The sequence below is a fragment of the Streptomyces sp. 4F14 genome (assembly GCF_048159485.1).
Lineage (GTDB): Bacteria > Actinomycetota > Actinomycetes > Streptomycetales > Streptomycetaceae > Streptomyces.
In genome coordinates this window covers 259,874-284,929 of the sequence record NZ_JBLRVY010000002.1, presented here as the reverse complement: position 1 = coordinate 284,929, position 25,056 = coordinate 259,874, and the positions used below count along the sequence as shown (strand labels likewise).

Here is a 25,056-nt window from a genome sequence, read left to right as displayed (position 1 = left end):
CGCCTGAACCCCGGGCGTTCCGTCACCCGGGGTTCATTTCCGGCGCACTCGCCCTACCGCGCTCCCGTCTGCCGGCCGAGCCGGTTCGCCGTGTGGACCGCGCGCAGGACCGCCGCCGCCTTGTTGCGGCACTCCTGGTCCTCGGCGACGGGGTCGGAGTCGGCGACGATGCCCGCGCCCGCCTGGACGTACGCGGTGCCGTCGCGCAGCAGGGCCGTCCGGATCGCGATGGCCGTGTCGGAGTCGCCCGCGAAGTCGAGGTAGCCGACGCAGCCGCCGTACAGCCCGCGCCGGGAGGGCTCCAGTTCGTCGATGATCTGCATCGCGCGGGGCTTCGGGGCGCCCGAGAGGGTGCCCGCGGGGAAGCAGGCGGTCAGGACGTCGAAGGCGGTACGGCCGGGGGCGACGCGCCCGGTGACCGTGGACACGATGTGCATCACGTGGGAGTACCGCTCGACGGACATGAAGTCGACGACCTCCACCGAACCGGGCTCGCACACGCGCCCCAGGTCGTTGCGCCCGAGGTCGACGAGCATCAGGTGCTCGGCGCGCTCCTTGGGGTCGGCGAGCAGCTCATCAGCGAGGGCCTGGTCCTCCTGCGGGGTCGCCCCTCGGTGCCGGGTCCCGGCGATGGGGTGGACCATCGCGTGCCCGTCCTCGACCTTGACGAGCGCCTCGGGGGACGAGCCGACGACGTCGAACCCGTCGAACCGGAACAGGTACATGTACGGCGACGGGTTGGTGGCCCGCAGGACGCGGTAGACGTCCAGCGCGCTCGCCGTGCACGGCGTCTCGAACCGCTGCGAGGGCACGACCTGGAACGCCTCGCCCGCGCGGATGCGCTCCTTGATGTCCTCGACGGCGTCCATGAAGTCGGGGCCGCCCCACAGGGCCGTGTACTCGGGCAGCTCCGAGGGCGGCAGGACGGCGGGCGGCTGGGCGACCGCGCGCGAGAGGTCCGCCTCCATCGCGTCGAGCCGCGCGACCGCGTCCGCGTACGCCTCGTCGACGCCCGTGTCGAGGTCGTTGTGGTTGATCGCGTTGGCGATCAGGAGGACCGAGCCCTCCCAGTGGTCCATCACCGCGAGGTCGCTGGTGAGGAGCATCGTCAGCTCGGGCAGCCGGAGGTCGTCGCGCTCGCCGGGGCCGACCTTCTCCAGGCGGCGGACGATGTCGTAGCCCAGGTAGCCGACCATGCCGCCGGTGAACGGCGGGAGGTCCTGCGTGTGCGGGGTGTGCAGCGTCTCGATCGTCGCCCTCAGGGCCGCGAGGGGGTCGCCGTCGACGGGGACGCCCACGGGGGGTGTGCCCAGCCAGTGCGCCTGGCCGTCGCGGGCCGTGAGGGTGGCGGCGCTGCGGACGCCCACGAACGAGTACCGCGCCCAGGACCGGCCGTTCTCCGCGGACTCCAGCAGGAACGTGCCGGAGCGCTCGGCGGCGAGCTTGCGGTAGAGCGCGACCGGGGTGTCGCCGTCGGCGAGGAGCTTGCGGGTGACCGGGATGACCCGCCGGTCGACGGCCAGCTTGCGGAACGTGTCGAGGTCCATGGCGGCCGACCCTACTGACCTGAGGCGATCGGGAGCACATCCTTGTCGAAGCAGGTGCGCGCGCCCGTGTGGCAGGCGGCGCCGACCTGGTCGACCTTCACGAGCAGCGTGTCCGCGTCGCAGTCCAGCGCCACCGACTTCACCCACTGGAAGTGGCCCGAGGTGTCGCCCTTCACCCAGTACTCGCTGCGGCTGCGCGACCAGTACGTGCACCTGCCGGTCGTCAGCGTCCTGTGCAGCGCCTCGTCGTCCATCCAGCCCAGCATCAGCACCTCGCCGGTGTCGAACTGCTGGGCGATGGCGGGGACGAGGCCGTCGGGGCTGCGCTTGAGGCGGGCCGCGATCTCGGGATCGAGGCTGCTGGGCCGGGGGTCGCCGGTCGTGCTGGTCATGCCTGCCATTGTGCCGCCTGCCACTGACAGTGACGGTCCGGTGTCCACTGTGCGGACGTCCGCGGCGGTCGTAGGCTGGCGGCATGTCGACCTTCGCCAAGCGTGAACGGCTCCTCCTCGCCGACCTCTTGGAGACCTGCGGTCCGGACGCCCCGACGCTCTGCGAGGGCTGGCGGACCCGCGATCTCGCCGCGCACGTGGTGGTGCGCGAACGCCGTCCCGACGCGGCGGGCGGCACCCTCATCAAGCAACTCGCGTCCCGCCTGGACAAGGTGATGGACGAATACGCCGCGAAGCCGTACGAGGAGCTCATCCACCTCATCCGCACCGGCCCGCCGCGCTTCTCGCCCTTCGCCCTCAAGCAACTCGACGAGGCCGCCAACACGGTCGAGTTCTACGTCCACACGGAAGACGTCCGCCGCGCCCAGCCCGACTGGACGCCCCGCGCCCTGGACCCCGTCTTCCAGGACGCCCTCTGGTCCCGCCTCGAACGCACCGCCCGCCTGGTGTCCCGCTCCTCCCCCACGGGCCTGGTCCTGCGCCGCCCCGACGGCCGCACAGCCGTCGCCCACCGCGGCACCCCCGTGGTCACCGCCACCGCCGACCCCTCCGAACTCCTGATGTTCGTCTTCGGCCGCCAGTCCACAGCCCAGGTGGACCTGGAGGGCGACAAGGAGGCGATCGAAAAACTCCGCTCGGACAAGCAATTGGGCATCTGAGGGCCGCCCAGAGAAACGCCCCCACGCGTGAGGCTGAGCGCCGCCCCTTGATCACCGCCGTCCGGGACCCGCATGCCCTGTGCCCGCGCGCGCGGGATGAGCCGCTTCGACGAGAGGGAACGGAGCGTAGGGCCCCATGCCCCGTGCCCCCGCGCGGAATGAGCAGCCTGAGCACTGGCCCCGACGACACCGAGCAGCCCACCGCCCCGCGCGGGCCCGACGACATGGTGGCCCCGCCCCCACCCGCGCGCAGGCCCAACACCGCGGGTCAGCATGCCGAGGAGCCCCCCTGTGTCCCGCGCCCGCGCAGGCCCCCTCACCCCGGCAGCTCGGCCCTCCGCAGGCCCTTCACCCCCAGCACCACCACCGCGCTCAGCCCGTTCAGGGTCGCGCAGGCCGTGAAGACCGGGCCGGTGCCCCAGAGGGCGACCGCCCAGCCGACGACGGGAAAGGTCAGTGGTGCGACGCCGTAGCCGATGAGGGTCGATACGGCGGTGACGCGGCCGATGTAGGCGGCCCCCGCGCGGGCCTGCACCAGCGTTCCGGCGAGCGCCCCGCCGAGCCCGGCGAGCAGCCCGACGCACAGGGCGACACCGACCGCGCCGGCGACGGACGGCACGCGCGCGAGGGCGGCGATGGCGAGGGCGCCGCCGACGGTCGCGCCCGCGAGGACCCGCCCCGCGCGCGGAACCCGCCCCCGCCAGGCGAGCAGGAGGGAGACCGCACCGGCCCCCACTCCGAACCCGGCGAGGACGAGCCCCAGCCCGGAGGCCCCCCACCCCCGCTCCCCGGCGAGCAGCGTCAGCCCGAGGTTCATCGGCCCCACGAACCCCAGATCGCTGAGCGTGATGGCGAGGACGAGCGCCGAGAGCACCCGGTCCCGCCGCACGTACCGCACCCCGTCCACCAGCTCCCCGACCACGCCACGCCACCAGACACCCCACCCACCCGAACGAACCACCTCACGCGCGGGAGCCCCGGAAACGACCGGCACCCCGCGCACGCACCCCACCCCCTCGCCTCCTGCGGCACCCGACACGCCCTCTCCGCCCGGCGCGCACACGTCAAGAGCCAAAACCACGCCACCCGACGCGCACGCGTCAGGAACCGAACCCACCTCACCCCGCACACCCGCGTCAGCGGCCACCCCCGTCCTGCCCCGCGTGCACGCATCAGAAGCCGCCCCCACCCCACTCCGCGCGCAGGCGCCAGAAACCGAACCCGCCCCACCTCGCGCGCCTGCACCAGCAGCCACCCCACCCCGCGCACACACCTCACACCCACCCCCCTCCAACCCCCCTGCCTCCACCCCCGCCCGCACCCGAACCGCCCCCAGCACCGGCCACGACACCCCGATCAGCAGCGCCGCCGCCCCGAACGCCCCCGCCGTACCCCCCACCGCGACCCCCAGCCCGCCCAAGGGACCGCCCAGAACGTTCGCCAGCCGCGTGGAGAGCCCCCGAAGCCCCTGGACCCTGCCGAACTGCCCCGGCGCGGCTATGAGCGCCGGCAGGGCCCCCGCGGCGGGCAGGAACGCGGCGTCGACGACCCCGAAGAACACGGCGACCAGGCCGAGGCCCCAGAGCCCGGGTCCGGTGGCGAACACCAGGGCGGCAGCGGCCAGCACGAGAGCGCACCGCACCCCGGTACTGGCGAGGACGACCCGCCGAGCCCCGTACCGGTCCGCGAGAACACCCCCGCCCAGCATCAGCACGGCCCGGGGCAGCGCCCCGGCGACGGTCACGAACCCGGCCTGGACAGGCGTCCCGGCCTGCACGGCGGCCCAGGAGAGCGCGACGTAGTACACGTTGTCGCCCATCCCGGACAACGTGAACCCGGCAAGCCACCGCAGAACGTTCGGATCCCGATGAGCACCCCGCCCCTCCCCGGAGCCCCGCCCCTCGGAACCAGCCCCATGAGCCGCACGCCCGCGCGAAGAGCCCCCTTCCCCGGACCCGCCCCGCCGAGCACCCCGCCCGCGCGCGAAGCCCCCCACCTCAGAACCGGAACGGAAACGCGTACGTATGGACCTGGACGTTCTCCCGCCCCTCCGCCCCGCCCGCGGCCTCGGCGGCCCGCCCCTGTTCGTCGTAGCGCCGCAGCAGAGCCAGCATCTCCCGGTTCAGCTCGGCGAGTTCGGGCGCGGTGAGGCGGAGGTTGGTCTCGGAGGACTCGGCGGCGGCGTTCCACTCGGCGCTCCAGTGCGCGCGTTCGCCGAGGAAGCGCCGGTACATCTGCGCGCGCTGTTCGAAGAAGAGCCGGCTCGCGGCGGTGTGCGCGGCGGCCTTCTCGGGCGCGTCCCGGAAGTCCGCGTCGTGGACGCGCAGCCCGTCGGAGGTCCGCTGCCACCACCGCTCACGCCCGTCCGCGCTCTGCGGCTCGGCTTCCTCGATGAGCCCGTGCTCGGCGAGTTTGCGCAGGTGGTAGCTGACGAGGGAGACGGCCTCGTCGACCTGTTCGGCGAGCTGCGAGGCGGTCGCCACGCGCGCGATGGTGAGCCCCCGGTACAACGCGGACCGCAGCGGGTGCGCGAGCGCCTTGAGCGTGCCCACGTCGGTGATCCGCCGGTCCCTCTCCTGCCCTGTCATGCCACTCAGGCTAGATACGAAAGAAAAAGTGCGCAACATATTTTGCGAAACTTCTCTTTCGCATCACCCCACAGGTAAGCCCCGCCCGCCATGGCGAACGGGGCTTACATCAGCGCCCTGAAGAAGCGACCTCACCGAACCGGCCGCCCGGCCTCCCGCAGCGCCTGCTTCACTTCCCCGATCCGCAGATCCCCGAAGTGGAACACCGACGCGGCCAGCACGGCGTCCGCGCCCGCCCCGACGGCCGGCGCGAAGTCCCCGAGCTTCCCGGCGCCCCCGGAGGCGATCAGCGGCACGGACACGTGCCCCCGGACGGCCTCGATCATCTCGATGTCGTAGCCGTCCTTCGTCCCGTCCGCGTCCATCGAGTTGAGCAGGATCTCCCCGGCGCCCAGCTCGGCGGCCCGGTGGGCCCACTCGACGGCGTCGATGCCGGTGCCCCGGCGCCCGCCGTGCGTGGTCACCTCGAACGACCCGGACTCGGTGCGCCGCGCGTCCACGGACAGCACGAGCACCTGGCTCCCGAACCGCTCGGCGATCTCCCGGATCAGCTCGGGACGGGCGATAGCGGCCGTGTTGACGCCCACCTTGTCCGCGCCCGCGCGCAGGAGCTTGTCGACGTCCTCGGGCGCGCGCACGCCACCGCCGACGGTCAGCGGGATGAACACCTGCTCGGCGGTGCGCCGCACCACGTCGTAGGTGGTCTCCCGGTTCCCGGAGGACGCGGTGATGTCGAGGAACGTCAGCTCGTCGGCGCCCTCGGCGTCGTACACCTTGGCCATCTCGACGGGGTCGCCCGCGTCGCGCAGGTTCTGGAAGTTGACGCCCTTGACGACGCGCCCGTTGTCGACGTCGAGGCAGGGGATGACGCGTACGGCGAGGGTCATGACGTGGCTCCCGAGAACGCTTCGAGCTCGACCTCGACGAGGATGCGCGGGTCGACGAACCCGGTCACCACGACGATCGTGTTCACCGGGCGCACCGCGTCGAAGAGCTCCTTGTGCGCGCGCCCGACCTCGTCGACGTCCCGCGCGTGCGTGAGGTACAGGCGCGTACGGACGACCGCCTCCGGCCCGAGGCCGAACTCGGCGATGGCCTCCAAAGCGTTCGCGAACGCCGTCCTGGCCTGCTCGTAGGGGTCGCCCTCGCCGTGCAGGACACTGCCCTTGAAGGCGGTCGTGCCGCCCACCAGAACACGGTCGCCGGCCTGGACGGCACGGGAGAAGCCGAAGGGCTCCTCCCAGGGGCTGCCGCTCTGCACCCGCCGTACGGATGTCATGACGACACCGCCGCCAGCGCCTCTTCGAGGGTGAACGCCTTCGCGTACAGGGCCTTGCCGACGATGGAGCCCTCGACGCCGAGGGGGACGAGTTCCGCGATCGCGCGCAGGTCGTCGAGGGACGACACGCCGCCGGAGGCGACGACGGGCCGGTCGGTGGCGGCGCACACGCCGCGCAGCAGCTCCAGGTTGGGCCCCTGGAGGGTGCCGTCCTTGGCGATGTCGGTGACGACGTACCGCGCGCACCCCTCGGCGTTCAGCCGCTCCAGCGTCTCGTACAGGTCACCCCCGTCACGCGTCCACCCGCGCCCGCGCAGGGTGGTGCCGCGTACGTCGAGCCCGACGGCGATCTTGTCGCCGTGCTCGGCGATGACCTTGGCGACCCACTCGGGCGTCTCCAGGGCGGCCGTGCCGAGGTTCACGCGCGTGCAGCCGGTCGCGAGGGCGGCGGCCAGCGTGTCGTCGTCCCGGATGCCGCCGGACAGCTCGACCTTGATGTCCATCGCGCCGGCGACCTCGGCGATGAGCTTCCGGTTGTCACCGGTGCCGAACGCGGCGTCCAGGTCGACGAGGTGCAGCCACTCCGCGCCCGCGCGCTGCCAGGCGAGGGCGGCCTCCAGAGGGGAGCCGTAGGACGTCTCGGTCCCGGACTCGCCGTGCACGAGGCGGACGGCCTGGCCGTCGCGGACGTCGACGGCGGGAAGGAGTTCGAGCTTGGTCACAGTGTTCCGATCCAGTTGGTGAGGAGCTGGGCTCCGGCGTCGCCGGACTTCTCGGGGTGGAACTGCGTCGCCCACAGGGCGCCGTTCTCGACGGCGGCGACGAACGGCGTGCCGTGGGTGGTCCAGGCGACCTTGGGGGCCCTGATGGCCGGGTTGCGGACCTCCAGGGACCAGTCCTGGACGCCGTAGGAGTGCACGAAGTAGAAGCGGGCGTCCGGTTCGACCCCGGCGAAGAGTTCGGAGCCCACAGGGGCGTCCACGGTGTTCCAGCCCATGTGCGGGACGACGTCGGCCTTGAGGGGTTCGACCGTGCCGGGCCACTCGTCGAGGCCCTCGGTCTCGACGCCGTGCTCGATGCCGCGCGCGAAGAGGATCTGCATGCCGACGCAGATGCCCATCACCGGGCACCCGCCGGACAGCCGGCGGCCGACGATCCAGTCGCCGCGCGCGGCCGTGAGGCCCTTCATGCAGGCGGCGAAGGCGCCCACGCCGGGCACCAGGAGGCCGTCGGCGTTCATCGCCTTGTCGTAGTCACGCGTTATCTCGACGTCGGCGCCCACGCGCGCGAGGGCACGTTCGGCGGACCGGACGTTGCCGAAGCCGTAGTCGAAGACGACGACCTTCTTCGGAGAGCCGCTCAATTCCACACCTCCAGCCTCAGCACGCCGGCGACCAGGCACAGCGCGGCACTGATCGAGAGCAGCACGATCAGGCTCTTCGGCATGTCCTGCTTGGCGAAGGAATAGACACCGCCGAGCAGGAACAGACCGACAACGATCAGGATGGTCGACAGGCCGGTCACAGCGCGCCCTTCGTGGAAGGAAGGATGCCCGCCGCGCGCGGGTCGTGCTCGCTGGCGTAGCGCAGCGCCCGCGCGAGGGCCTTGAACTGGCACTCGACGATGTGGTGCGCGTTGCGGCCGTACGGCACGTGCACGTGCAGGGCGATCTGGGCCTGCGCGACGAAGGACTCCAGGATGTGCCGGGTCATCGTCGTGTCGTACTCGCCGATCATCGGCGCCATCTTCTCGGGCTCGGTGTGCACGAGGTACGGGCGGCCGGACAGGTCGACGGTCACCTGCGCGAGGGACTCGTCCAGCGGGACCGTGCAGTTGCCGAAGCGGTAGATGCCGACCTTGTCGCCGAGCGCCTGCTTGAAGGCGGCGCCGAGCGCGAGGGCGGTGTCCTCGATCGTGTGGTGCGAGTCGATGTGCAGGTCGCCCTCGGTCTTCACGGTCAGGTCGAACAGACCGTGCCGGCCGAGCTGGTCGAGCATGTGGTCGTAGAAGCCGACGCCCGTGGAGATCTCGGTTCTGCCCGTCCCGTCGAGGTCGATCTCGACCAGGACGGACGTCTCCTTGGTGGTGCGTTCTATGCGGCCGACGCGGTTCATGCGCGCTGCTCCTTCTTGAGTTCACGGACCGCGTCGAGGAACGCGTCGTTCTCGGTGGGGGTCCCGGCGGACACCCTGAGGAAACCGGGTACCCCGTTGTCCCTGATCAGGACGCCGCGGTCCAGAATGAATCGCCACGCGGCGTGCGGGTCGTCGAAACGGCCGAACTGCACGAAGTTGGCGTCGGACTCGGTCACCTCGTAGCCGATGGCCCGCAGTTCGCCGACCAGCCGGTCGCGCTCCGTCTTGAGCTGCTCGACGTACTTCAGCAGCGTCCCGGTGTGCTCCAGGGCGGCCAGCGCGGTCGCCTGGGTGACCGCGGAGAGGTGGTAGGGAAGCCGGACGAGCTGGACGGCGTCGACGACCGCCGGGTGCGCGGCGAGGTAGCCCAGGCGCAGCCCCGCGGCGCCGAACGCCTTGGACATCGTCCGGGAGATCACCAGGTTCGGGCGGCCCGCCAGGAGGGGCAGCAGCGAGTCGCCGTGGCTGAACTCGATGTACGCCTCGTCGACGACCACCATGGACGGCTTCGCGGCCTGCGCGGCCTCGTACAGTGCGAGGACGGTCTCGCTCGGGACGGCGTTGCCGGTGGGGTTGTTGGGGGTCGTCACGAAGACGACGTCCGGCCGGTGCTCCGCGATCGCGCGCGTGGCGTCGGCGACGTCGATCGTGAAGTCGTCCGCGCGCGGGCCCGTGATCCACTCGGTGCCCGTCCCGCGCGCGATGAGGCCGTGCATCGAGTACGACGGCTCGAAGCCGATCGCACTGCGGCCGGGCCCGCCGAACGTCTGGAGGAGCTGCTGGATGATTTCGTTGGAGCCGTTCGCGGCCCACACATCGGCGAGCGCCACCTCGTACCCGGTGGTGTCCGTCAGGTACTTCGCGAGCTGGGTGCGCAGTTCGACGGCGTCGCGGTCGGGGTAGCGGTTGAGGTCGCGGGCGGCCTCGCGCACGCGCTCGGCGATCCGCTCGACCAGTTCCTCGGGGAGCCGGTAGGGGTTCTCGTTCGTGTTCAGCCGTACGGGGACGTCCAGTTGGGGCGCTCCGTAGGGGGACTTGCCGCGCAGCTCGTCCCGTACGGGGAGATCGTCGATGCCTGTCACTTGCTCTCCGGGACCTTCCAGTCACGCGACATTTGTTCGTCTCCGACAAACCTCGCCTTGATCGCCGCGCCGTGCGCCGGGAGGTCCTCGGCCTCCGCGAGCGTGACCACGTGGTGGGCGACGTCGGCGAGCGCCTCGCGCGTGTAGTCGACGATGTGGATGCCGCGCAGGAACGACTGCACGGACAGGCCGGAGGAGTGGCAGGCGCAGCCTCCGGTGGGCAGGACGTGGTTGGAGCCGGCCGCGTAGTCGCCCAGGGAGACGGGCGCCCAGGGGCCGACGAAGATCGCGCCCGCGTTGCGCACCCGGTCCGCGACGGCGGCGGCGTCCGCCGTCTGGATCTCCAGGTGCTCGGCGCCGTACGCGTCGACGACGCGCAGGCCCTCCTCGACGCCGTCGACGAGGACGATCGCGGACTGCCGGCCCGCGAGCGCGGGGGCGATCCGGTCGTCGATGTGCTTGCTGGCGGCGACCTGGGGGACGAGTTCCCGCTCGACGGCGTCCGCGAGTTCGGCGGAGTCGGTGACCAGGACGGCGGCGGCGAGCGGGTCGTGCTCGGCCTGGCTGATCAGGTCGGCGGCGACGTGCACCGGGTCGGCGGTGGCGTCCGCGAGGATCGCGATCTCGGTCGGCCCGGCCTCGGCGTCGATGCCGATGCGGCCGGTGAAGTACCGCTTGGCGGCGGCGACCCAGATGTTGCCGGGGCCGGTGACCATGTTCGCGGGCGGGCAGGACTCGGTGCCGTACGCGAACATCGCGACGGCGGTCGCGCCGCCGGCCGCGTACACCTCGTCGACGCCGAGGAGCGCGCACGCGGCGAGGATCGTCGGGTGCGGCAACCCTCCGAACTCGGCCTGCGCCGGGGAGGCGAGGGCGATCGAGGGGACGCCGGCCTCCTGCGCGGGCACGACGTTCATGATCACGGACGACGGGTACACGGACCGCCCGCCGGGCGCGTACAGCCCGACCCGGTCGACGGGCACCCACTTCTCGGTCACGAACCCGCCGGGCACGACCTGAGTCGTGTGCGTCGCCCGGCGCTGCGCGCGGTGGACGAAGCGGGTGCGCCGGATCGACTCCTCCAGGGCCGCGCGGACGGCGGGGTCGAGACCGGCCAGCGCCTCGGTGAGCGCCTCGGCGGGGACGCGTACGGAGGTGAGGCGTACGCCGTCGAACTTCTCGGCGAAGTCGATCAGCGCCGCGTCGCCCCGATGATGCACGGCCTCGCAGATGGGCCGCACCTTCTCCAGGGCGGCCGCGACGTCGAAGTCGGCTCGGGGCAGCAGGTCGCGCAGGGCGGGCCCTTCGGGGAGGGCGTCGCCGCGCAGATCGATTCGCGAGATCACGGGCCAATTCTCGCAGACCGGGTTGGAGGACCGTCCGCGCGTATCAATGGCTGATACAGAACCGTCCCGTCACGCGGAGTGGCAGTGAATTCGGACAGGTTGGGAACTTTCGCCGATCGATGTCACGTTCAGTGTTCAAAGCCTCACGCAGTGGGCAGAACAGGTGCGAGGAGAACAGATGTACGAGGAAGGAGGGGTAGCGGTGTTCGAGGGGGCAGGGCCGCATGTCCGGGACCTCCCGGGAGATCTGACGGCGGTCGAGGCGGGCCTGTGGCAGGCGTTCCGGGACGGCGGGGTGTACGACCTGAGCTGCGGCAACCCGGAGGTGGACGACCCGCACGGCGGCCATCCGTGGGGCGAGGGGCGGTCGGTGCGGGCCAGGGTGGTGGCCTGGCTCCTGCTGGACGGCCCGCCGGCGCTGACGGGCCGGGTGTCGTCGCTGAAGCTGGTCGGCGTCCGGATCAGCGGCACGCTGGACCTCTCCGGCGGCCGGGTCCTGCCGTACGTCGAACTGCGCGGCTGCCGCTTCGACCGGGAGGTGCTGCTCCCGGAGGCCCGGTTCACGACACTGCGGCTGGTGGACTGCGCGGTCCCCCGCCTGGAGGCGGCCCGGGTGCACACGGAGGGCGACCTGCACCTCCCGCGCAGCCGCTTCCCCGAGGGCATCCGCCTGACCGACGCGCACATAGGGACGGACCTCCTGCTCAACCAGGCGGTGGTGCACCCGGGCCGCAGCGGGCGCTCGATCGTCGCCGACGGCATGACGGTCGGCCAGGACGTACAGGCCGAACTCCTGGAGTCCCACGGCGAGCTGAGCCTGCGCGGTGCGAAGGTCGGGGTCTCCCTGAGCCTGCGCGGAGCCCGCCTCGCCGACCCGCTGGGCCGGTTCGCGCTCAACGCCCCGCAGCTCACCGTCGAACGCTCGCTGTACCTGACCCCGGCGGCGGCGGACGGCCGGCAGACGACGGGGCTGACGCCCGCGCGGGGCGTCCGGATCCAGCGCTTCGAGTGCCGGGGCGGCCTCAGGCTGGACGACGGACGGTTCGGGGACGCCGTGGACCTCCGGTCCGCGCGCTTCGTCCTCACGGACGACCAGGAGCTGTCCCTGCGCCGGCTGCACGCCTCGGAACTGCGCTTCCTCGGCCAGCGCCCCGCGCGCGGCACGGTCGCCCTGTCGGGGGCCCGGGTCGTCAACCTGATCGACCGCGCGACGGCCTGGCCGGGCCCCGGCCACCTGCACATGGCCGGGTTCACGTACGACAACCTCGTCCCGGTCGGCCCCTTCCCGCTCGCCGCCCGCCTGGAGTGGGTCGCGGCGGCGACCGCGGAGTACGCGCCGGAGCCGTACGAACGCCTCGCGGCGGTCCTGCGGGCCGGCGGGGAGGACCAGGACGCGCGGGAGGTCCTCCTCGCCAAGCAGCGCAGACGCCGCGAGACGCTCCCGCCGGGCGCCCGGCTGTGGGGGTACGCGCAGGACTGGACGGTGGCCTACGGATTCCGGCCGGGACGGGCCGCCGTGTGGATGGCGGTGCTGTGGGCGGCGGGCTCGGCCGCCTTCGGCCACGCCCCGCACCACCCCACGAGCGGGAACGGCCCGGACTGGGACCCGGTGCTGTTCGCCCTGGACCTGCTCCTGCCGGTGATCGACCTCGGCCAGGCCGGACAGTGGCGCCTCGACGGGGCCTGGCAGTGGGCGGCGGCCGCGATGATCCTGCTGGGCTGGATCCTGGCGACGACGGTGGCGGCGGGCGCGACCCGCATGCTGCGCAGGGACTGAAACATGAACGCCGCAACCCCCACGGAATCCACACTCCAGGCGCTCTCATGGCCACGGAAACCGCACGCCGTGCCCCCCGCGTGGCGACTGAACGGTAACCTTTTACCTTCCCTTGACTCAGGGACGTACAACTTTCCATGGGCTGCGCTTTACCTCTGGCGCAACGCCGACCAGCGTTTTTCAATGGTCGGCACCATGGCTCTGCTGCCCACGTTCATCCGCCCGGCCCGCGCGCCGAAAGCGCCAAAGGCCGCGCCGCAGCTCGCCGTCACCGGACTGCCGGCCGACGACGAGATGCTGCTCGACGTCCCCGACGACCTGCTCGGCCCCGCGCTGGTCGCGGCCGGGCGCGGCGAGCACAGACCGGCGGCCGCACTCCTCGCACGCACCCGCGTACGGCGCGACTGGGAGGCCCGCGACCGGTACGTCAAGCGCCTCGCGGCGTTCGCGCACGCACGGCCCGAGTGGTTCGAGGCATGGCGGGCGGGCGCCCCGCGCGACCCGGACGTCCTCCTGGTCGCCGCCCAGCTCGCGGTGGACCGCGCCTGGCGCTCCCCCGCCCGCGCCGAGCTGCTGCGCGAGGTCAGCCCGCTGATCACGGCGGCCGCGCAGGGCTGGGACCGCGACCCGGTGCCGTGGCGCATCGCCCTCGACCACGCGCGCGGGGCACGCGCCGGGCACAAGTACTTCGGCGAGCTGTGGGAGGCGGCCGTGCGCCGCTCGCCCCACCACTTCGGGTGCCATGTCGCCGCCCTGCGCTACCTGGCCTTCTCCTGGCACGGCTCGCACCCCGAGTGCTTCGACTTCGCCGACCGCGCGGCCCAGGACGCGCCCGCCGACTCCCTCGTCCAGACGCTGCCCGCGCTCGCCGCGATGATCTACCTGACGGACGGCTGCGGCCCCGAGGTCCCGCGCGCCCGCCTCGACGCGGCGGCCGACCGGGCGATCGTCCTGTCGGCCCGGCTCGGCGCCGACGACTCGCGCGCGGCCGAGGTCCGCAACGGCCTCGTCTACGTCCTGTCCCGCCTCGGGCGCCGCGAGGACACCCTCGTACAGCTGCGGCTGCTCGGCCCGTACGTCACCTCGTTCCCCTGGAACCGGTTCTCCGACGACCCCCTCGGGCACTTCCTCGCCGCCCGCGAGGACATCGTCCACGACCGTCCGGTCCGCCCGTGGAGCGGTCACGACGGACATCCGACCGGCGCGGACCATTAGGCTTCCGCTCCGTGACCACCGTCCGTCTCCCGCTCTTCCCCCTGAACTCGGTGCTGTTCCCGGGGCTCGTGCTGCCGCTGAACGTCTTCGAGGAGCGCTATCGCGCGATGATGCGCTCGCTGCTCAAGACGCCCGAGGACGAGCCGCGCCGGTTCGCCGTCGTCGCCATCCGCGACGGCCACGAGGTCGCGCCCGCCGCGCAGGGCATGCCCGACTCCACCGCGCAGCCCCGGCGCGGCCCGCTCGCCGGCTTCGGCGCCGACCCCCTCAAGGCGTTCCACTCCGTGGGGTGCGTCGCCGACGCGGCGACCGTCCGCGAGCGGGGTGACGGCACGTTCGAAGTGCTGGCGACCGGGACGACCCGGGTGCGGCTGCTGTCCGTCGACGCGTCGGGCCCGTACCTGACCGCCGAACTTCAGGAGCTGCCCGAAGACCGCGGCGAGGAGGCTCAGGCGCTCGCCGAAGCCGTCCTGCGGGCCTTCCGCCAGTACCAGAAACGCCTGGCCGGGGCCCGGGAGCTGTCCGTCCTGTCCGGTGAGCTGCCCGACGAGCCCGGCGTCGTGTCGTACCTCGTCGCCGCGACGATGATGCTCGACACGCCGACCAAGCAACGGCTGCTCCAGGCACCGGACTTCGCGTCCCGGCTGCGGGACGAGCTGAAGCTGCTGCGCGTCGAGACGGCGATCCTGCGCGGCCTGCCGTCCCTGCCCGCGTCGGACCTGACCCGCGGTCCGACCAGCCTGAACTGAGGACCCCGGTGGCGAAGAAGCCGAAGAAACAGACCGGCGGGACGCCCGCGACCGTCGCCCTGACGGCGGCGGGCGTGACGTACACCGTCCACGCCTACGACCACGACCCCGCGCACCCCTCCTACGGCGAGGAGGCCGCCGAGGCCATGGGGGTGTCGCCGGAGCGGGTGTTCAAGACGCTCGTCGCCGACGTCGACGGGGCGCTGACCGTCGCCGTCGTCCCCGTCGCGGGCACCCTCGACCTCAAGGCGCTCGCCACGGCCGTGGGCGGCAAGAAGGCGGCGATGGCCGACCCCGCGCTCGCCGAACGCACCACCGGGTACGTCCGGGGCGGCATCTCCCCGCTCGGGCAGCGCAAACGCCTCCCGACCGTCCTCGACGCGTCCGCAGGCGCGCACCCCACGATCTGCGTCTCCGCGGGCCGGCGCGGCCTGGAGGTCGAACTCTCCCCCACCGACCTCGCGAGCCTCACGGAAGCGGTCCTGGCCCCCATCGGCCGCGCCTGACCTCTCGACGCGCCGCCCTGTCTCCGTTAAGCAGAGAGGGCATGTCGAAACGCACACGCAAGCGCAAGTGGCGGATCAGGAAACGACGCGCGAACCACGGGAGGCGCCCGGCGTAGGGGCACGCCACGCGGGCGGGGGCATCCGGCGCCCACGCCCGCACCGAGGCTGTCGCGGACCTGTCACACCCCTCAGGCCCAAGCCCCTCAAGCCCCAAGCCCCCCAGGCCCTCGCCCCTACGCCGGAGGCGCCAGGTACGGATGCTCGTACACCTCCGGATCCCGGGGCCCGAACAGCGCCGTCACCCCCAGATGCACCAGCAGCCCGACAATGGACCACACCATCAGCGCCCCCTTGGCCCCCAGCTTCAGCGGCGCCGAGAACGTCACCCCCTTGCCCGCGCTCTTCGCGTGGGCGATGACGTCGCCGGTCGGCCCGAGCCACGCGCCGAGCTTCCACGCGACGACCGAGGCCAGCACCCCGCCGACGGTCAGCCCGACGACGAGGGGGATCCCCCCGCGCCGGCGCCACAGGAACACCGCGACCGCGCTGACCGCCCCGAAGGCCGCGGCGAGCAGAGCGAACGTTCCGTCGACCCCGATGGCCTGCTCGCCCTCGGAGTCCTTGAGGTAGACGACCCAGCTCCCGTCGGACTGGTCGCCCACGAGCGGCACCCGGGGTGCCAGCCACAGCCAGAGCAGCCCGAGCACCAGGCCCAGCACGGTCACGCCGACGGCGACCAGGGCCCCGTCCCGAAGGTCGGCCAGCAGTTCGGTCCGGTCCTTCATGCCCGCCACCTCCCCGTACCCCTCCGGAGGCGGCGGAGGCCAGTCCCCCCGCGGGGACGGTTCGTGCGGCGGCGGAGGCGGCGTCAACGGAGCGGTCACCCTGACATCGTGCCAGGCCCGCCCGAGCACCGCCCCACCGGAGCCCGCTCAGGGCCCCGGCCACCCGCTCCGCCCCCAGCCCCTATCGGACCGCGGCCCGCCGATAGGCCCACGTGGCCACCGCCAGCGAAACGACCCCCACCCCGGCACAGACCGCCAGATCCCCCAGCACATACCCCCAGTCGGGCCGCTCGGCGAACGTCCGCGCGAGCGCCTCCACCCCGTACGTCGACGGCAGCAGATCCCGCGCGAACAGCACCGCCTCCGGCATCCGGTCCGGCGGCAGCACCCCCAGCAGCAGCGCCGCGGACATCCCGAGCTGCCCCATGACGGTCGCCAGCTCGGGCCGGGGCGCGAGCAGCCCGAGGGCCGCCCCCAGCCCGGACAGCGCGGCCCCGGCCAGTGGGATCACCGCGACGAGCACCCACAGATGGGTGAACGGCAGCCCGAACAGCACGCACCCGAAGACGGCGGTCACCACGGTCCCCGGCACGGTGAACGAGGCGTACGCGCCGGCCGCCCCCAGCACCACCGCGGCGGGCGGCACGGGCAGCGTGGCGTAGTGGTCCAGCCCGCCGCTCGCCCGCAGCTGCCCGAAGTACTGGGCGAGCAGGTTCAGCGCGACGAAGGCGACGACGAGCACGGCGGACCCGGCGACGACCGCCTCCGCCTCGCTGCCCCCGTCGACGACCCCCCGCATCATGATGAGGATCCCGACCGACTGGAACGTCGCGACGAAGAGCAGCGGAATCCGCGCCACCCGCGCGCGCGAGAGCTGCGCGCGGTAGACGGCGACCAGGGAGGGCCACAGCCGGGCGCGAGGCCCGAGCTCGGCGGCCTCGGGCCCTCCTCGCTCCGCCCTGCGCACACTCCCCGGCAGAACCCCGGCGGGTACGACACTCACGTGGCGCTGCTCCTCTTCTCCAGGGCCCCGACCCCGTCCCGTACGGATCCGGCGCCCGAAAAACTCATCCCGTCACACAGGACGCCAAAAGGGCCCTTCATGCCTTCACCAGCCCCTGCCCGGCGTCCCCGCCCAGCGCGAGGTAGACGTCCTCCAGGTTCGGCGTGGCCAGCGTGAAGTCGTCGAGCGCGGCGAACGCGGCCCCGCCGGTGACGGTCGACACGACGGCCCGGGCCTCCTCGGGCGCGAGCCGCAGCGTCCAGCGCCGCCCGGACTCGACGGCCCGCTCGCGCAGCGCGGCGACCTCGGGGACGTCCAGCGGCGCCTTCTCCCGCCACACGAGGTCGACCCGTACCTCTCCGGCGACCTGCTCCTTCAGCCCGGTGGGCGTGTCGCAGGCGATGACGCGGCCCCGGTCGAGGACGGCGACCCGGTCGAGGACGGTCTCGGCCTCGATGACGTTGTGGGTGACGAGCAGGACGGTCGTCCCGCGTTCGGCCCGCCGCCGGTCGACGGCGGACCAGACGGCACGCCGGGCGACGGGGTCCATGCCGGTGGTCGGCTCGTCGAGGACCAGCAGCCGCCGCTCCCCCACGAGCGCGGTCGCGAAACAGGCGAGCCGCCGCTGCCCTCCGGACAGCTTGCGCAACGGCCGCCCGGCGAGCGCGGTGAGCCCCAGCTCGTCGAGGACGGCGTCCCGCTCGGCCCGCGCCTCGCGCACGTCCAGTCCGCGCAGCCGCGCGGTGGTCTCGGCGGCGAGGGAGACGGTGAGTTCGTCGAGCGCGGTCGACTCCTGCCCGAGGTACGCGAGGAGCCGCGCGGCCCGCTCGGGATGGCGCACGATGTCGTGCCCGAGGATCTCGACGCTGCCGGAGTCGGGCCGCATCAGCCCGGTGAGCTGCCGTACGAGGGTGGACTTGCCGGCGCCGTTGGGGCCGAGCAGTCCGAAGATCTCACCGCGGCGGATGTCGAGGCAGACGTCGTCCGTGGCCCGCACCTCGGGCGTGCCGGGCGCCCCGCGCCTGCCGCGCACCGCCCGATAGGTCTTGGTCAGCCCGCGCACGGCACACACGACGTCCTCCGTGTGCCGGACTGCCGGTGCCGCGCGCGTACTCACAAGGGGAGAGCGTACGGGGTCGGCGGGCCCCGTCCGTGTCCGGGGCGCCGCTCAGTCGGCCGCCGGCGCGTGCTCGACGCCGGTCCTGGCGTCGATCTCGCGCCAGAATCCGGCCCGGATCGCGTACCGGTCGTGCTCGTCGATCTGGTCGTCCTTGTGCGCGAGGAGCCCGAACCGGGCGGCGTAGCGCAGCAGCTCGCCGTCGATGCGGTGCGGGACACGGGGATACATTCCGGACAGTTTCGGAAGGTGACTCTGGTCACCGAGGCGGGCGATCCAGCGCCGCGCGAACACCTGTCCGACCTCGTACGGGTCGCCGCCGACGGTCGTGATGTCCTCCTCCCGGTCCGCCCAGCGCTGCTCGGCGGTGGTGAGCTGCGCGAGCGTCGGCATCGCGGCGGCCTCGGGGGGTTCGGCGGCGGGCCGGTCGACCCAGCCCTTGTCGGAGGACCAGCGCAGGGTGGCGTTCGGGGCGGGCGCCGGCTTGTCGCCGGAGGCGCGCAGGGCGGCGAGGTCCTTCGGGGTGGGGATGCCCTTGGGGGCGGGGACGCGGTCCGAGGCGCCGTTGGCGTCGGCGGACGCGTGCTCGTGGGGCTCGGGGGCGGGCGGGCGCGGCGCGTCCGGCAGGGGGGCCGCGAGGATCGCCGCGATCTCCGGGCGCGGCACGGGCGGCGGCGCGCACACCCCGCCGTGCTCCTTCGCGCGGACGGCCTTGGTGATCCAGGTCCGGTCCAGCACCCGCCGCTCGTCGGCCTCGGCGACGAGGTCCTCGGACTGGTTGTAGTCCCCGTCGGCGGCCTGCACGGCCCACAGGTGTACGGCGACGCCGTGCTCCTTGGCGGCCATCATCCCCGGCAGCAGGTCGCCGTCGCCGGTCACCAGCACGATGTCCGAGCAGGCGCGGTTGCGGGCCAGCTCGGTCAGCTCGGCGTGCATCGCGGCGTCGACGCCCTTCTGCGCCCAGCGTCCGTCGCTGCGGGTCAGCGCGCCCAGCCGGACGGTGACCCGGGGCATGACGCGCAGGCGCCGGTGCTCGGGCTGGGGGACGCGGTCGGGGGCGCCGTCGAACCAGTAGATGCGCAGCAGGGGCCGCTGCGTATCGGACTCGGCCTGTTCTCGCAGGCCCTGTACGAGTGCGCTGTGATCGACGGTGATACGGGAGCGCGAGGGCTCGCCGGCGAGGAGACTGGCGGCGGCCCCGAGCAGATACCCGGCGTCCACCAGGACGATGCAGCGGTCCACGCGACTCACCCTCTTCCCGGGAGTTGTGCTTCGGGCTTCCTTCGAGTCTGCCCGACCTCGCGAGGGTTAACGGCCGGAACTCGATCTTCGGCGTGGCGTTTGGGGACATTGCCCCCTCCGACCCCTTGGTCACACAGGGCGATGATCCGAAATGCGGCTCATCTCCAGCCATGTGAGTCTGATTCCGGCCCTGGCCCCTAAATCCCCGCAGGAGGCAGATCCCCATGGCCAAGAACAAGAAACAGAACCGCGCGCAGGCTTCCCAGGCGGAACGCGGCCAGCAGCAGGCCCAGCAGTCGGCGATGGAGGCAGAAGCGAAGCGAGCCACCACGGCAAGCCCGATGGACATGGCCCGCAAACACCGCGAACGCCGCTTCGGCCACAACTGAGGCGAGCAACTGGAGCAGTGACACAAAGAGGGGCGCATCCCGTGCGGGATGCGCCCCTCTGCTACGTCAATACCCCCTACCCCGCAAGGCAGGCCGGCCCCAGCAGCACCTTCAGATCACCGAACAGCGCCGGATCCGGCTTCACCCGATGCCGGTCCAGCCGCAGGACCGTCGTCTTCGTCGGCCCCTGCAACCGGATCCGCACCTCGCTGTCCCCCCGGTGATGCGTGAGGATCTCGTTGAGCCGGCTCACCATCGGCGGCGTCACCCGGGTCGCCGGAATCGTCAGAATCACCGGCGCGTTGGTCCCCGCGTTGGACAGATCCGGCACAGCCAGCTCCATCGCGACCAGCCGCGGCACGTCCTCCCGCTTGTCCAGCCGCCCCTTGACGAACACGACCGCGTCCTCGACGAGCTGCGTGGAGATGAGCTGGTAGGTCGCCGGGAAGAACATGCACTCGATGGACCCGGCGAGATCCTCGACGGTCGCGATGGCCCAGGCGTTGCCCTGCTTGGTCATCTTGCGCTGGAGCCCGGAGATGATCCCGCCGATCGTCACGACGGCCCCGTCGGCGTGCTCACCACCGGTCAGCTGCGCGATCCCCGCGTCGGCCTTGTCGGACAGCACGTGCTCAAGACCGAACAGCGGATGGTCGGAGACGTACAGCCCGAGCATCTCGCGCTCCTGCGCGAGCAGGTACGTCTTCTCCCACTCGTCGGTGGTGAACTCGACGTCGAGCCCGAACCCGGGCTCGTTGTTGTCCTCCTCGCCCATCCCGCCGAACAGGTCGAACTGTCCCTCGGCCTCCTTGCGCTTCACCGCGACCACGTTGTCGATCATCGTGTCGAAGTGCGCGGTGAGCCCCTTGCGCGTGTGCCCGAGGGAGTCGAACGCGCCGGCCTTGATCAGCGACTCGGTGGTCCGCTTGTTGCAGGCGACGGCCTCGACCTTGTCGAGGTAGTCGGGGAAGGAGGCGTACTTCCCCTTGGCCTTGCGGCTGCGGATGATCGACTCGACGACGTTGGTGCCGACGTTGCGGACGGCCTCCAGCCCGAAGAGGATCACGTCGTCACCCTGGGCGGCGAAGTTGTGCACCGACTCGTTGACGTCCGGCGGCAGCACCTTGATGCCCATGCGCCGGCATTCGTTGAGGTAGACGGCCGACTTGTCCTTGTCGTCCTTGACGGAGGTGAGCAGCCCGGCCATGTACTCGGCGGGGTGGTTGGCCTTGAGGTAGGCGGTCCAGTAGGAGACGAGCCCGTACGCGGCGGAGTGCGCCTTGTTGAACGCGTACCCGGCGAACGGGACCAGGACGTCCCACAGCGCCTGGATCGCCTCGTCGCTGTAGCCGTTCTTCTGGGCGCCCGCCTGGAAGATGGTGAAGTTCTTGGCGAGTTCCTCGGGCTTCTTCTTGCCCATCACGCGGCGCAGGATGTCGGCCTCGCCGAGCGAGTACCCGGCGATGATCTGCGCGGCCTTCTGCACCTGCTCCTGGTAGACGATCAGGCCGTAGGTGACGGCGAGGACCTCTTCGAGGGGGCCCTCCAGCTCCGGGTGGATCGGGGTGATCTCCTGGAGCTTGTTCTTGCGCAGCGCGTAGTTCGTGTGCGAGTCCATGCCCATCGGGCCGGGACGGTAGAGCGCGGAGACGGCGGAGATGTCTTCGAAGTTGTCGGGCTTCATCAGCCGCAGCAACGACCGCATGGGCCCGCCGTCGAACTGGAACACGCCGAGCGTGTCGCCGCGCTGGAGGAGTTCGAAGGTCTTCGGGTCGTCCAGCGGGAGCGCGAGGAGATCGAGGTCGATCCCCTTGTTGGACTTCACCATCTTGACGGCGTCGTCCATGATCGTCAGGTTGCGCAGGCCCAGGAAGTCCATCTTGAGCAGGCCGAGCGACTCGCACTGCGGGTAGTCCCACTGCGTGATGGTGACGCCGTCGGTGTGCCGGACCCAGATCGGCGCGTGGTCGACGATGGGTTCGCTGGACATGATGACGCCGGCGGCGTGCACGCCCATCTGCCGGACCAGGCCCTCGACGCCCTTGGCGGTGTCGATGACCTTCTTGACGTCCGGCTCGTTCTCGTACATCCCCCGGATCTCGCCGGCCTCGTTGTAGCGCGGGTGGGAGGGGTTGGTGATGCCGTCGAGGTCGATGCCCTTGCCGAGGACGTCGGCGGGCATGGCCTTGGTGAGGCGGTCGCCCATCGCGTACGGGTAGCCGAGGACGCGCGCGGAGTCCTTGATGGCGTTCTTGGCCTTGATCTTGCCGTAGGTGCCGATCATGGCGACCTTGTCGGAGCCGTACTTCTCGGTCACGTACCGGATGACCTCGACGCGCCGGCGCTCGTCGAAGTCGATGTCGACGTCCGGCATGGAGATGCGCTCGGGGTTGAGGAACCGCTCGAAGATCAGGCCGTGCGGGATGGGGTCGAGGTCGGTGATGCCCATGGCGTACGCGACGATCGAGCCGGCCGCGGAGCCTCGGCCGGGGCCGACCGCGATGCCCTGGCTCTTGGCCCACATGATGAAGTCGGCGACGACGAGGAAGTAGCCGGGGAAGCCCATCGAGATGATGGTGTCCATCTCGTACTCGACCTGCTTCATGCGGTCGTCCGGGATCCCGTTCGGGAAGCGGCGGCGCATCCCGGCCATGGTCTCCTCGCGGAACCAGGTGACCTCGGTGTAGCCCTCGGGGATGTCGAACTTCGGCATGAGGTTCTTGGCCTCGAACATGCCGTCCGTGTCGACCATCTCGGCGATCAGGAGGGTGTTGGCGCAGCCCTCCTGCCAGGCGTCGGAGGAGTCGACGGCGTACATCTCGTCGGTGGACTTGAGGTAGTAGCCGGTGCCGTCGAACTTGAAGCGGTCCGGGTCGGAGAGGTTCTTGCCGGTCTGGATGCAGAGCAGGGCGTCGTGGGCGGTCGCCTCGTGCGCGTACGTGTAGTGCGAGTCGTTCGTCACCAGGGGCGGGATGCCGAGCTTCTTGCCGATCTCCAGGAGGCCGTCGCGGACCCGGTGCTCGATCTCGATGCCGTGGTCCATCAGCTCCAGGAAGTAGCGGTCCTTGCCGAAGATGTCCTGGTAGTCGGCGGCCGCCTTGAGTGCCTCGTCGTACTGGCCGAGGCGCAGGCGGGTCTGAAGCTCGCCGGAGGGGCAGCCGGTGGAGGCGACGATCCCCTCGGACCACTGGGAGATCGTCTCCTTGTCCATCCGGGGCCACTTCTGGAGCCAGCCCTCCGCGTACGCGTCGGAGGAGAGGCGGAAGAGGTTGTGCAGGCCCGTCTTGTTCACGGCCCACATCGTCTTGTGCGTGTACCCGCCGGAGCCGGAGACGTCGTCGCGCTTCTGGTGCGGCTGGCCCCACTGGATCTTGCGCTTGTTGCGCCGGGACTCGGGGGCGACGTACGCCTCGATGCCGATGATCGGGGTGATGCCCGACTTCTTCGCGGTGTGGAAGAAGTCGTACGCCCCGTGGAGGTTGCCGTGGTCGGACATCGCGATGTGGGTCATGCCCATCTCGTTGCACGCGTTGAACATGTCCTTGAGCCGCGCGGCACCGTCCAGCAGCGAGTACTGGGTGTGGACGTGCAGGTGCGTGAACGGCGGCTTTGACACGGCTTGGCCTCCTGAAGAAACCGGCGGGGAAACGGGTGACGACGTGGTGGCTGAGTGATCGGGGGGTCGGCGTGAAGTCTAAGCCTCGGCACTGACACTCGGAGGGCTCCCCCGCGTACCTTCACTGGCGGGCACTAATCGGGGGACCCGCCCGTTGGAGTCGGCAGAAACACTGTCGAACACGTACGCACCAGGAGGCACCCGGCGATGTCGGTCAACCGGCTCAACGACGAGCAGCGCGGCGAGGAGATCCTCGCCGTCTTCGACACCGCGTTCGGCGAGCTCCTGGCCGCCGACCCGGCCGCGTTCCGCGTGAAGTTCCGCAAGATGGCGGCTTCCGCGTTCGCGTTCTACCGGGGGACGGCCGCTCTCTTCTACCACGACCTGGACAGCGAGAAGCACGGCGGCCCCTTCCTGGACGACCGCACCGCGCGCGTGTGGATCCACGGCGACCTGCACGCGGAGAACTTCGGCACGTACATGGACGCGACGGGCCGCCTGATCTTCAACGTCAACGACTTCGACGAGGCGTACGTCGGCCCCTTCACCTGGGACCTCAAGCGCTTCGCCGCCTCCATCGCCCTCATCGGGTACGCGAAGGCGCTGAGCGACGAGCAGATCGGCGAGCTGGTCGGCGTCTACGCGGGCGCGTACCGCGAGCGGATCCACGCGCTGGCGACGGGCGCGAAGCGTGACGAGGTGCCGCCGTTCACGCTGGACACCGCCGAGGGCCCGCTCCTGGACGCGCTCAGGGACGCCCGCTCGCTGACCCGTTTCGGCCTCCTGGAGTCGATGACGGAGATCCGTGACTTCGAGCGCCGCTTCGCGCCGGGCGGCGGCTCCATCGAGCTGGACGCGGCGACGCGCTACAAGGTGCTGGCCGCCTTCGACGGCTATCTGGAGACCCTCCCGGACTCCTCGCTGGCCCGCCCGGACTCCTACCGCGTGAAGGACGTCGTCGGGCGCCGGGGCATCGGCATCGGCTCGGCGGGGCTGCCGTCGTACAACATCCTCCTGGAGGGGCACAGCGACGCCCTGGAGAACGACGTCGTGATCTACATCAAGCAGGCCCAGACCCCGGCCGTCTCCCGGCACATCACGGACCGCGAGATCCGGGAGTACTTCCAGCACGAGGGCCACCGCACGGTCATCTCCCAGCGCGCCCTCCAGGCGCACGCGGACCCGTGGCTGGGCTGGACCGAGCTGGACGGCGCGGGCCAGCTCGTCGCCGAGGTGTCGCCGTACGCGGTGGACCTGGACTGGGGTGACATCGACGACCCGGAGGAGATCGCGGCGGTCGTGGCGGACCTCGGGCGGGCGACGGCGACGATGCACGCGGCGGCGGACGACACCTCGGGCGAGTCGCTGGTGCCGTTCTCCACGGAGCGGGCCATCGACGCGGCGCTCGCGGCCGACGAGGAGGGCTTCGCGCCGCTCCTGGTGGACTTCGCGCACAGTTACGGCGCCCGCGCGCGCCAGGACCACCAGATCTTCGTCGACCTGTTCCGCAACGGGCGGATCCCGGGGCTGTGACGAAGAGGTCACGCACAGGGACCCCGAGGCCGTTCA

At 71.8% G+C, this 25,056-nt stretch carries 24 protein-coding genes; 7 read left to right on the top strand and 17 right to left on the bottom strand.

The genetic code is table 11. The annotated features are described in order from the left end of the window. Positions 1-53 precede the first annotated feature (53 nt). Both ACLZOT_RS03590 and hisI read right to left on the bottom strand, forming a co-directional pair. The gene (locus ACLZOT_RS03590) at positions 54-1,547 is read right to left on the bottom strand and encodes an anthranilate synthase component I (RefSeq protein ID WP_416967207.1); all 1,494 of its coding nucleotides are present in this window, start codon (positions 1,545-1,547) and stop codon (positions 54-56) included. Positions 1,548-1,558: 11 nt separating this feature from the next. Further along, positions 1,559-1,948 carry a phosphoribosyl-AMP cyclohydrolase gene (gene hisI / locus ACLZOT_RS03585; protein ID WP_416967206.1) on the bottom strand — a complete coding sequence of 130 codons (390 nt, stop codon included), beginning with the start codon at positions 1,946-1,948 and terminating at the stop codon, positions 1,559-1,561. A gap of 74 nt (positions 1,949-2,022) precedes the next feature. Between hisI and ACLZOT_RS03580 the strand changes: the two genes are divergently transcribed. Further along, on the top strand, positions 2,023-2,658 hold the full coding sequence (locus ACLZOT_RS03580) for a TIGR03085 family metal-binding protein (RefSeq protein ID WP_416967205.1): 636 nt from the start codon (positions 2,023-2,025) through the stop codon (positions 2,656-2,658). Between the two features lie 316 nt (positions 2,659-2,974). On the opposite strand, the gene ACLZOT_RS03575 is transcribed toward ACLZOT_RS03580, so the two are convergent. The 10 genes from ACLZOT_RS03575 to hisD all read right to left on the bottom strand — a co-directional run bounded on the left by ACLZOT_RS03575 (position 2,975) and on the right by hisD (position 11,088). Further along, positions 2,975-4,654, bottom strand: coding sequence for an MFS transporter (locus tag ACLZOT_RS03575; RefSeq protein ID WP_416967204.1), 1,680 nt, complete (start codon positions 4,652-4,654; stop codon positions 2,975-2,977). 1 nt (position 4,655) lies between these two features. Then, the gene (locus tag ACLZOT_RS03570) at positions 4,656-5,246 is read right to left on the bottom strand and encodes a helix-turn-helix domain-containing protein (RefSeq protein ID WP_416967203.1); all 591 of its coding nucleotides are present in this window, start codon (positions 5,244-5,246) and stop codon (positions 4,656-4,658) included. Positions 5,247-5,377: 131 nt separating this feature from the next. Continuing rightward, on the bottom strand, positions 5,378-6,133 hold the full coding sequence (gene hisF, locus ACLZOT_RS03565; RefSeq protein WP_416967202.1) for an imidazole glycerol phosphate synthase subunit HisF: 756 nt from the start codon (positions 6,131-6,133) through the stop codon (positions 5,378-5,380). Continuing rightward, positions 6,130-6,525 (bottom strand): RidA family protein, encoded by a 396-nt coding sequence (locus ACLZOT_RS03560; protein ID WP_416967201.1) that lies wholly within the window; start codon positions 6,523-6,525, stop codon positions 6,130-6,132. Before ACLZOT_RS03560 ends, hisF begins: the two co-directional genes overlap by 4 nt. Continuing rightward, complete coding sequence (gene priA / locus ACLZOT_RS03555) at positions 6,522-7,247, bottom strand: bifunctional 1-(5-phosphoribosyl)-5-((5-phosphoribosylamino)methylideneamino)imidazole-4-carboxamide isomerase/phosphoribosylanthranilate isomerase PriA (RefSeq protein ID WP_416967200.1); 726 nt, start codon at positions 7,245-7,247, stop codon at positions 6,522-6,524. The genes ACLZOT_RS03560 and priA overlap by 4 nt, the downstream gene beginning before the upstream one ends. Beyond that, positions 7,244-7,894 carry an imidazole glycerol phosphate synthase subunit HisH gene (hisH, locus tag ACLZOT_RS03550; RefSeq protein ID WP_416967199.1) on the bottom strand — a complete coding sequence of 217 codons (651 nt, stop codon included), beginning with the start codon at positions 7,892-7,894 and terminating at the stop codon, positions 7,244-7,246. The genes priA and hisH overlap by 4 nt, the downstream gene beginning before the upstream one ends. Further along, positions 7,885-8,049 carry a hypothetical protein gene (locus ACLZOT_RS03545; protein ID WP_416967198.1) on the bottom strand — a complete coding sequence of 55 codons (165 nt, stop codon included), beginning with the start codon at positions 8,047-8,049 and terminating at the stop codon, positions 7,885-7,887. The genes hisH and ACLZOT_RS03545 overlap by 10 nt, the downstream gene beginning before the upstream one ends. Continuing rightward, a complete protein-coding gene (hisB, locus tag ACLZOT_RS03540) occupies positions 8,046-8,639 on the bottom strand; it encodes an imidazoleglycerol-phosphate dehydratase HisB (protein WP_416967197.1) in 594 nt (197 codons plus the stop codon). The genes ACLZOT_RS03545 and hisB overlap by 4 nt, the downstream gene beginning before the upstream one ends. Continuing rightward, positions 8,636-9,742: a histidinol-phosphate transaminase gene (locus ACLZOT_RS03535; RefSeq protein ID WP_416967196.1), complete on the bottom strand. Its 1,107-nt coding sequence runs from the start codon at positions 9,740-9,742 to the stop codon at positions 8,636-8,638. Before ACLZOT_RS03535 ends, hisB begins: the two co-directional genes overlap by 4 nt. Continuing rightward, complete coding sequence (gene hisD / locus ACLZOT_RS03530; protein WP_416967195.1) at positions 9,739-11,088, bottom strand: histidinol dehydrogenase; 1,350 nt, start codon at positions 11,086-11,088, stop codon at positions 9,739-9,741. Before hisD ends, ACLZOT_RS03535 begins: the two co-directional genes overlap by 4 nt. A 202-nt stretch (positions 11,089-11,290) precedes the next feature. Here hisD and ACLZOT_RS03525 point away from each other — a divergent pair, with 202 nt between their 5' ends. From ACLZOT_RS03525 to ybaK, 4 genes are all read left to right on the top strand, one after another. Continuing rightward, a complete protein-coding gene (locus tag ACLZOT_RS03525; protein ID WP_416967427.1) occupies positions 11,291-12,865 on the top strand; it encodes an oxidoreductase in 1,575 nt (524 codons plus the stop codon). A 183-nt stretch (positions 12,866-13,048) separates the two neighbouring features. Next, positions 13,049-14,080, top strand: coding sequence for a hypothetical protein (locus ACLZOT_RS03520; protein ID WP_416967194.1), 1,032 nt, complete (start codon positions 13,049-13,051; stop codon positions 14,078-14,080). An 11-nt stretch (positions 14,081-14,091) separates the two neighbouring features. Beyond that, a complete protein-coding gene (locus tag ACLZOT_RS03515; RefSeq protein ID WP_416967193.1) occupies positions 14,092-14,829 on the top strand; it encodes an LON peptidase substrate-binding domain-containing protein in 738 nt (245 codons plus the stop codon). Positions 14,830-14,837: 8 nt separating this feature from the next. Continuing rightward, positions 14,838-15,335, top strand: coding sequence for a Cys-tRNA(Pro) deacylase (gene ybaK, locus ACLZOT_RS03510; RefSeq protein ID WP_416967192.1), 498 nt, complete (start codon positions 14,838-14,840; stop codon positions 15,333-15,335). Between the two features lie 233 nt (positions 15,336-15,568). Here ybaK and ACLZOT_RS03505 read toward each other — a convergent pair whose 3' ends face one another. The 4 genes from ACLZOT_RS03505 to ACLZOT_RS03490 form a co-directional block, all read right to left on the bottom strand. Then, positions 15,569-16,219, bottom strand: a complete 651-nt coding sequence (locus tag ACLZOT_RS03505; RefSeq protein ID WP_416967191.1) for a DUF2567 domain-containing protein — start codon at positions 16,217-16,219, stop codon at positions 15,569-15,571. Positions 16,220-16,301: 82 nt separating this feature from the next. Then, entirely contained in the window at positions 16,302-17,123 is an 822-nt protein-coding gene (locus tag ACLZOT_RS03500) for an ABC transporter permease (RefSeq protein WP_416967190.1), read from the bottom strand. A 97-nt stretch (positions 17,124-17,220) separates the two neighbouring features. Then, positions 17,221-18,195 (bottom strand): ABC transporter ATP-binding protein, encoded by a 975-nt coding sequence (locus ACLZOT_RS03495; RefSeq protein WP_416967426.1) that lies wholly within the window; start codon positions 18,193-18,195, stop codon positions 17,221-17,223. Between the two features lie 96 nt (positions 18,196-18,291). Then, on the bottom strand, positions 18,292-19,482 hold the full coding sequence (locus ACLZOT_RS03490) for an NYN domain-containing protein (RefSeq protein WP_416967189.1): 1,191 nt from the start codon (positions 19,480-19,482) through the stop codon (positions 18,292-18,294). 224 nt (positions 19,483-19,706) lie between these two features. Here ACLZOT_RS03490 and ACLZOT_RS03485 point away from each other — a divergent pair, with 224 nt between their 5' ends. Continuing rightward, positions 19,707-19,871, top strand: a complete 165-nt coding sequence (locus tag ACLZOT_RS03485; RefSeq protein WP_416967188.1) for a hypothetical protein — start codon at positions 19,707-19,709, stop codon at positions 19,869-19,871. 76 nt (positions 19,872-19,947) lie between these two features. Here the strand turns inward: ACLZOT_RS03485 and dnaE are convergent, their stop codons facing one another. Then, positions 19,948-23,487 carry a DNA polymerase III subunit alpha gene (dnaE, locus tag ACLZOT_RS03480; protein WP_416967187.1) on the bottom strand — a complete coding sequence of 1,180 codons (3,540 nt, stop codon included), beginning with the start codon at positions 23,485-23,487 and terminating at the stop codon, positions 19,948-19,950. Positions 23,488-23,694: 207 nt separating this feature from the next. On the opposite strand from dnaE, the gene ACLZOT_RS03475 reads away from it, so the two are divergent. Then, a complete protein-coding gene (locus tag ACLZOT_RS03475; RefSeq protein ID WP_416967186.1) occupies positions 23,695-25,020 on the top strand; it encodes a DUF2252 domain-containing protein in 1,326 nt (441 codons plus the stop codon). Positions 25,021-25,056: the final 36 nt, after the last annotated feature.

Coding starts and splice junctions, on each gene's coding strand:
- hisI (WP_416967206.1), bottom strand. CDS start 1,948: ATGGCAGGCATGACCAGCACGACCGGCGACCCCCGGCCCAGCAGCCTC.
- ACLZOT_RS03560 (WP_416967201.1), bottom strand. CDS start 6,525: ATGACATCCGTACGGCGGGTGCAGAGCGGCAGCCCCTGGGAGGAGCCC.
- ACLZOT_RS03485 (WP_416967188.1), top strand. CDS start 19,707: ATGGCCAAGAACAAGAAACAGAACCGCGCGCAGGCTTCCCAGGCGGAA.
- ACLZOT_RS03570 (WP_416967203.1), bottom strand. CDS start 5,246: ATGACAGGGCAGGAGAGGGACCGGCGGATCACCGACGTGGGCACGCTC.
- hisF (WP_416967202.1), bottom strand. CDS start 6,133: ATGACCCTCGCCGTACGCGTCATCCCCTGCCTCGACGTCGACAACGGG.
- ACLZOT_RS03590 (WP_416967207.1), bottom strand. CDS start 1,547: ATGGACCTCGACACGTTCCGCAAGCTGGCCGTCGACCGGCGGGTCATC.
- ACLZOT_RS03475 (WP_416967186.1), top strand. CDS start 23,695: ATGTCGGTCAACCGGCTCAACGACGAGCAGCGCGGCGAGGAGATCCTC.
- hisB (WP_416967197.1), bottom strand. CDS start 8,639: ATGAACCGCGTCGGCCGCATAGAACGCACCACCAAGGAGACGTCCGTC.
- ACLZOT_RS03520 (WP_416967194.1), top strand. CDS start 13,049: ATGGTCGGCACCATGGCTCTGCTGCCCACGTTCATCCGCCCGGCCCGC.
- ACLZOT_RS03580 (WP_416967205.1), top strand. CDS start 2,023: ATGTCGACCTTCGCCAAGCGTGAACGGCTCCTCCTCGCCGACCTCTTG.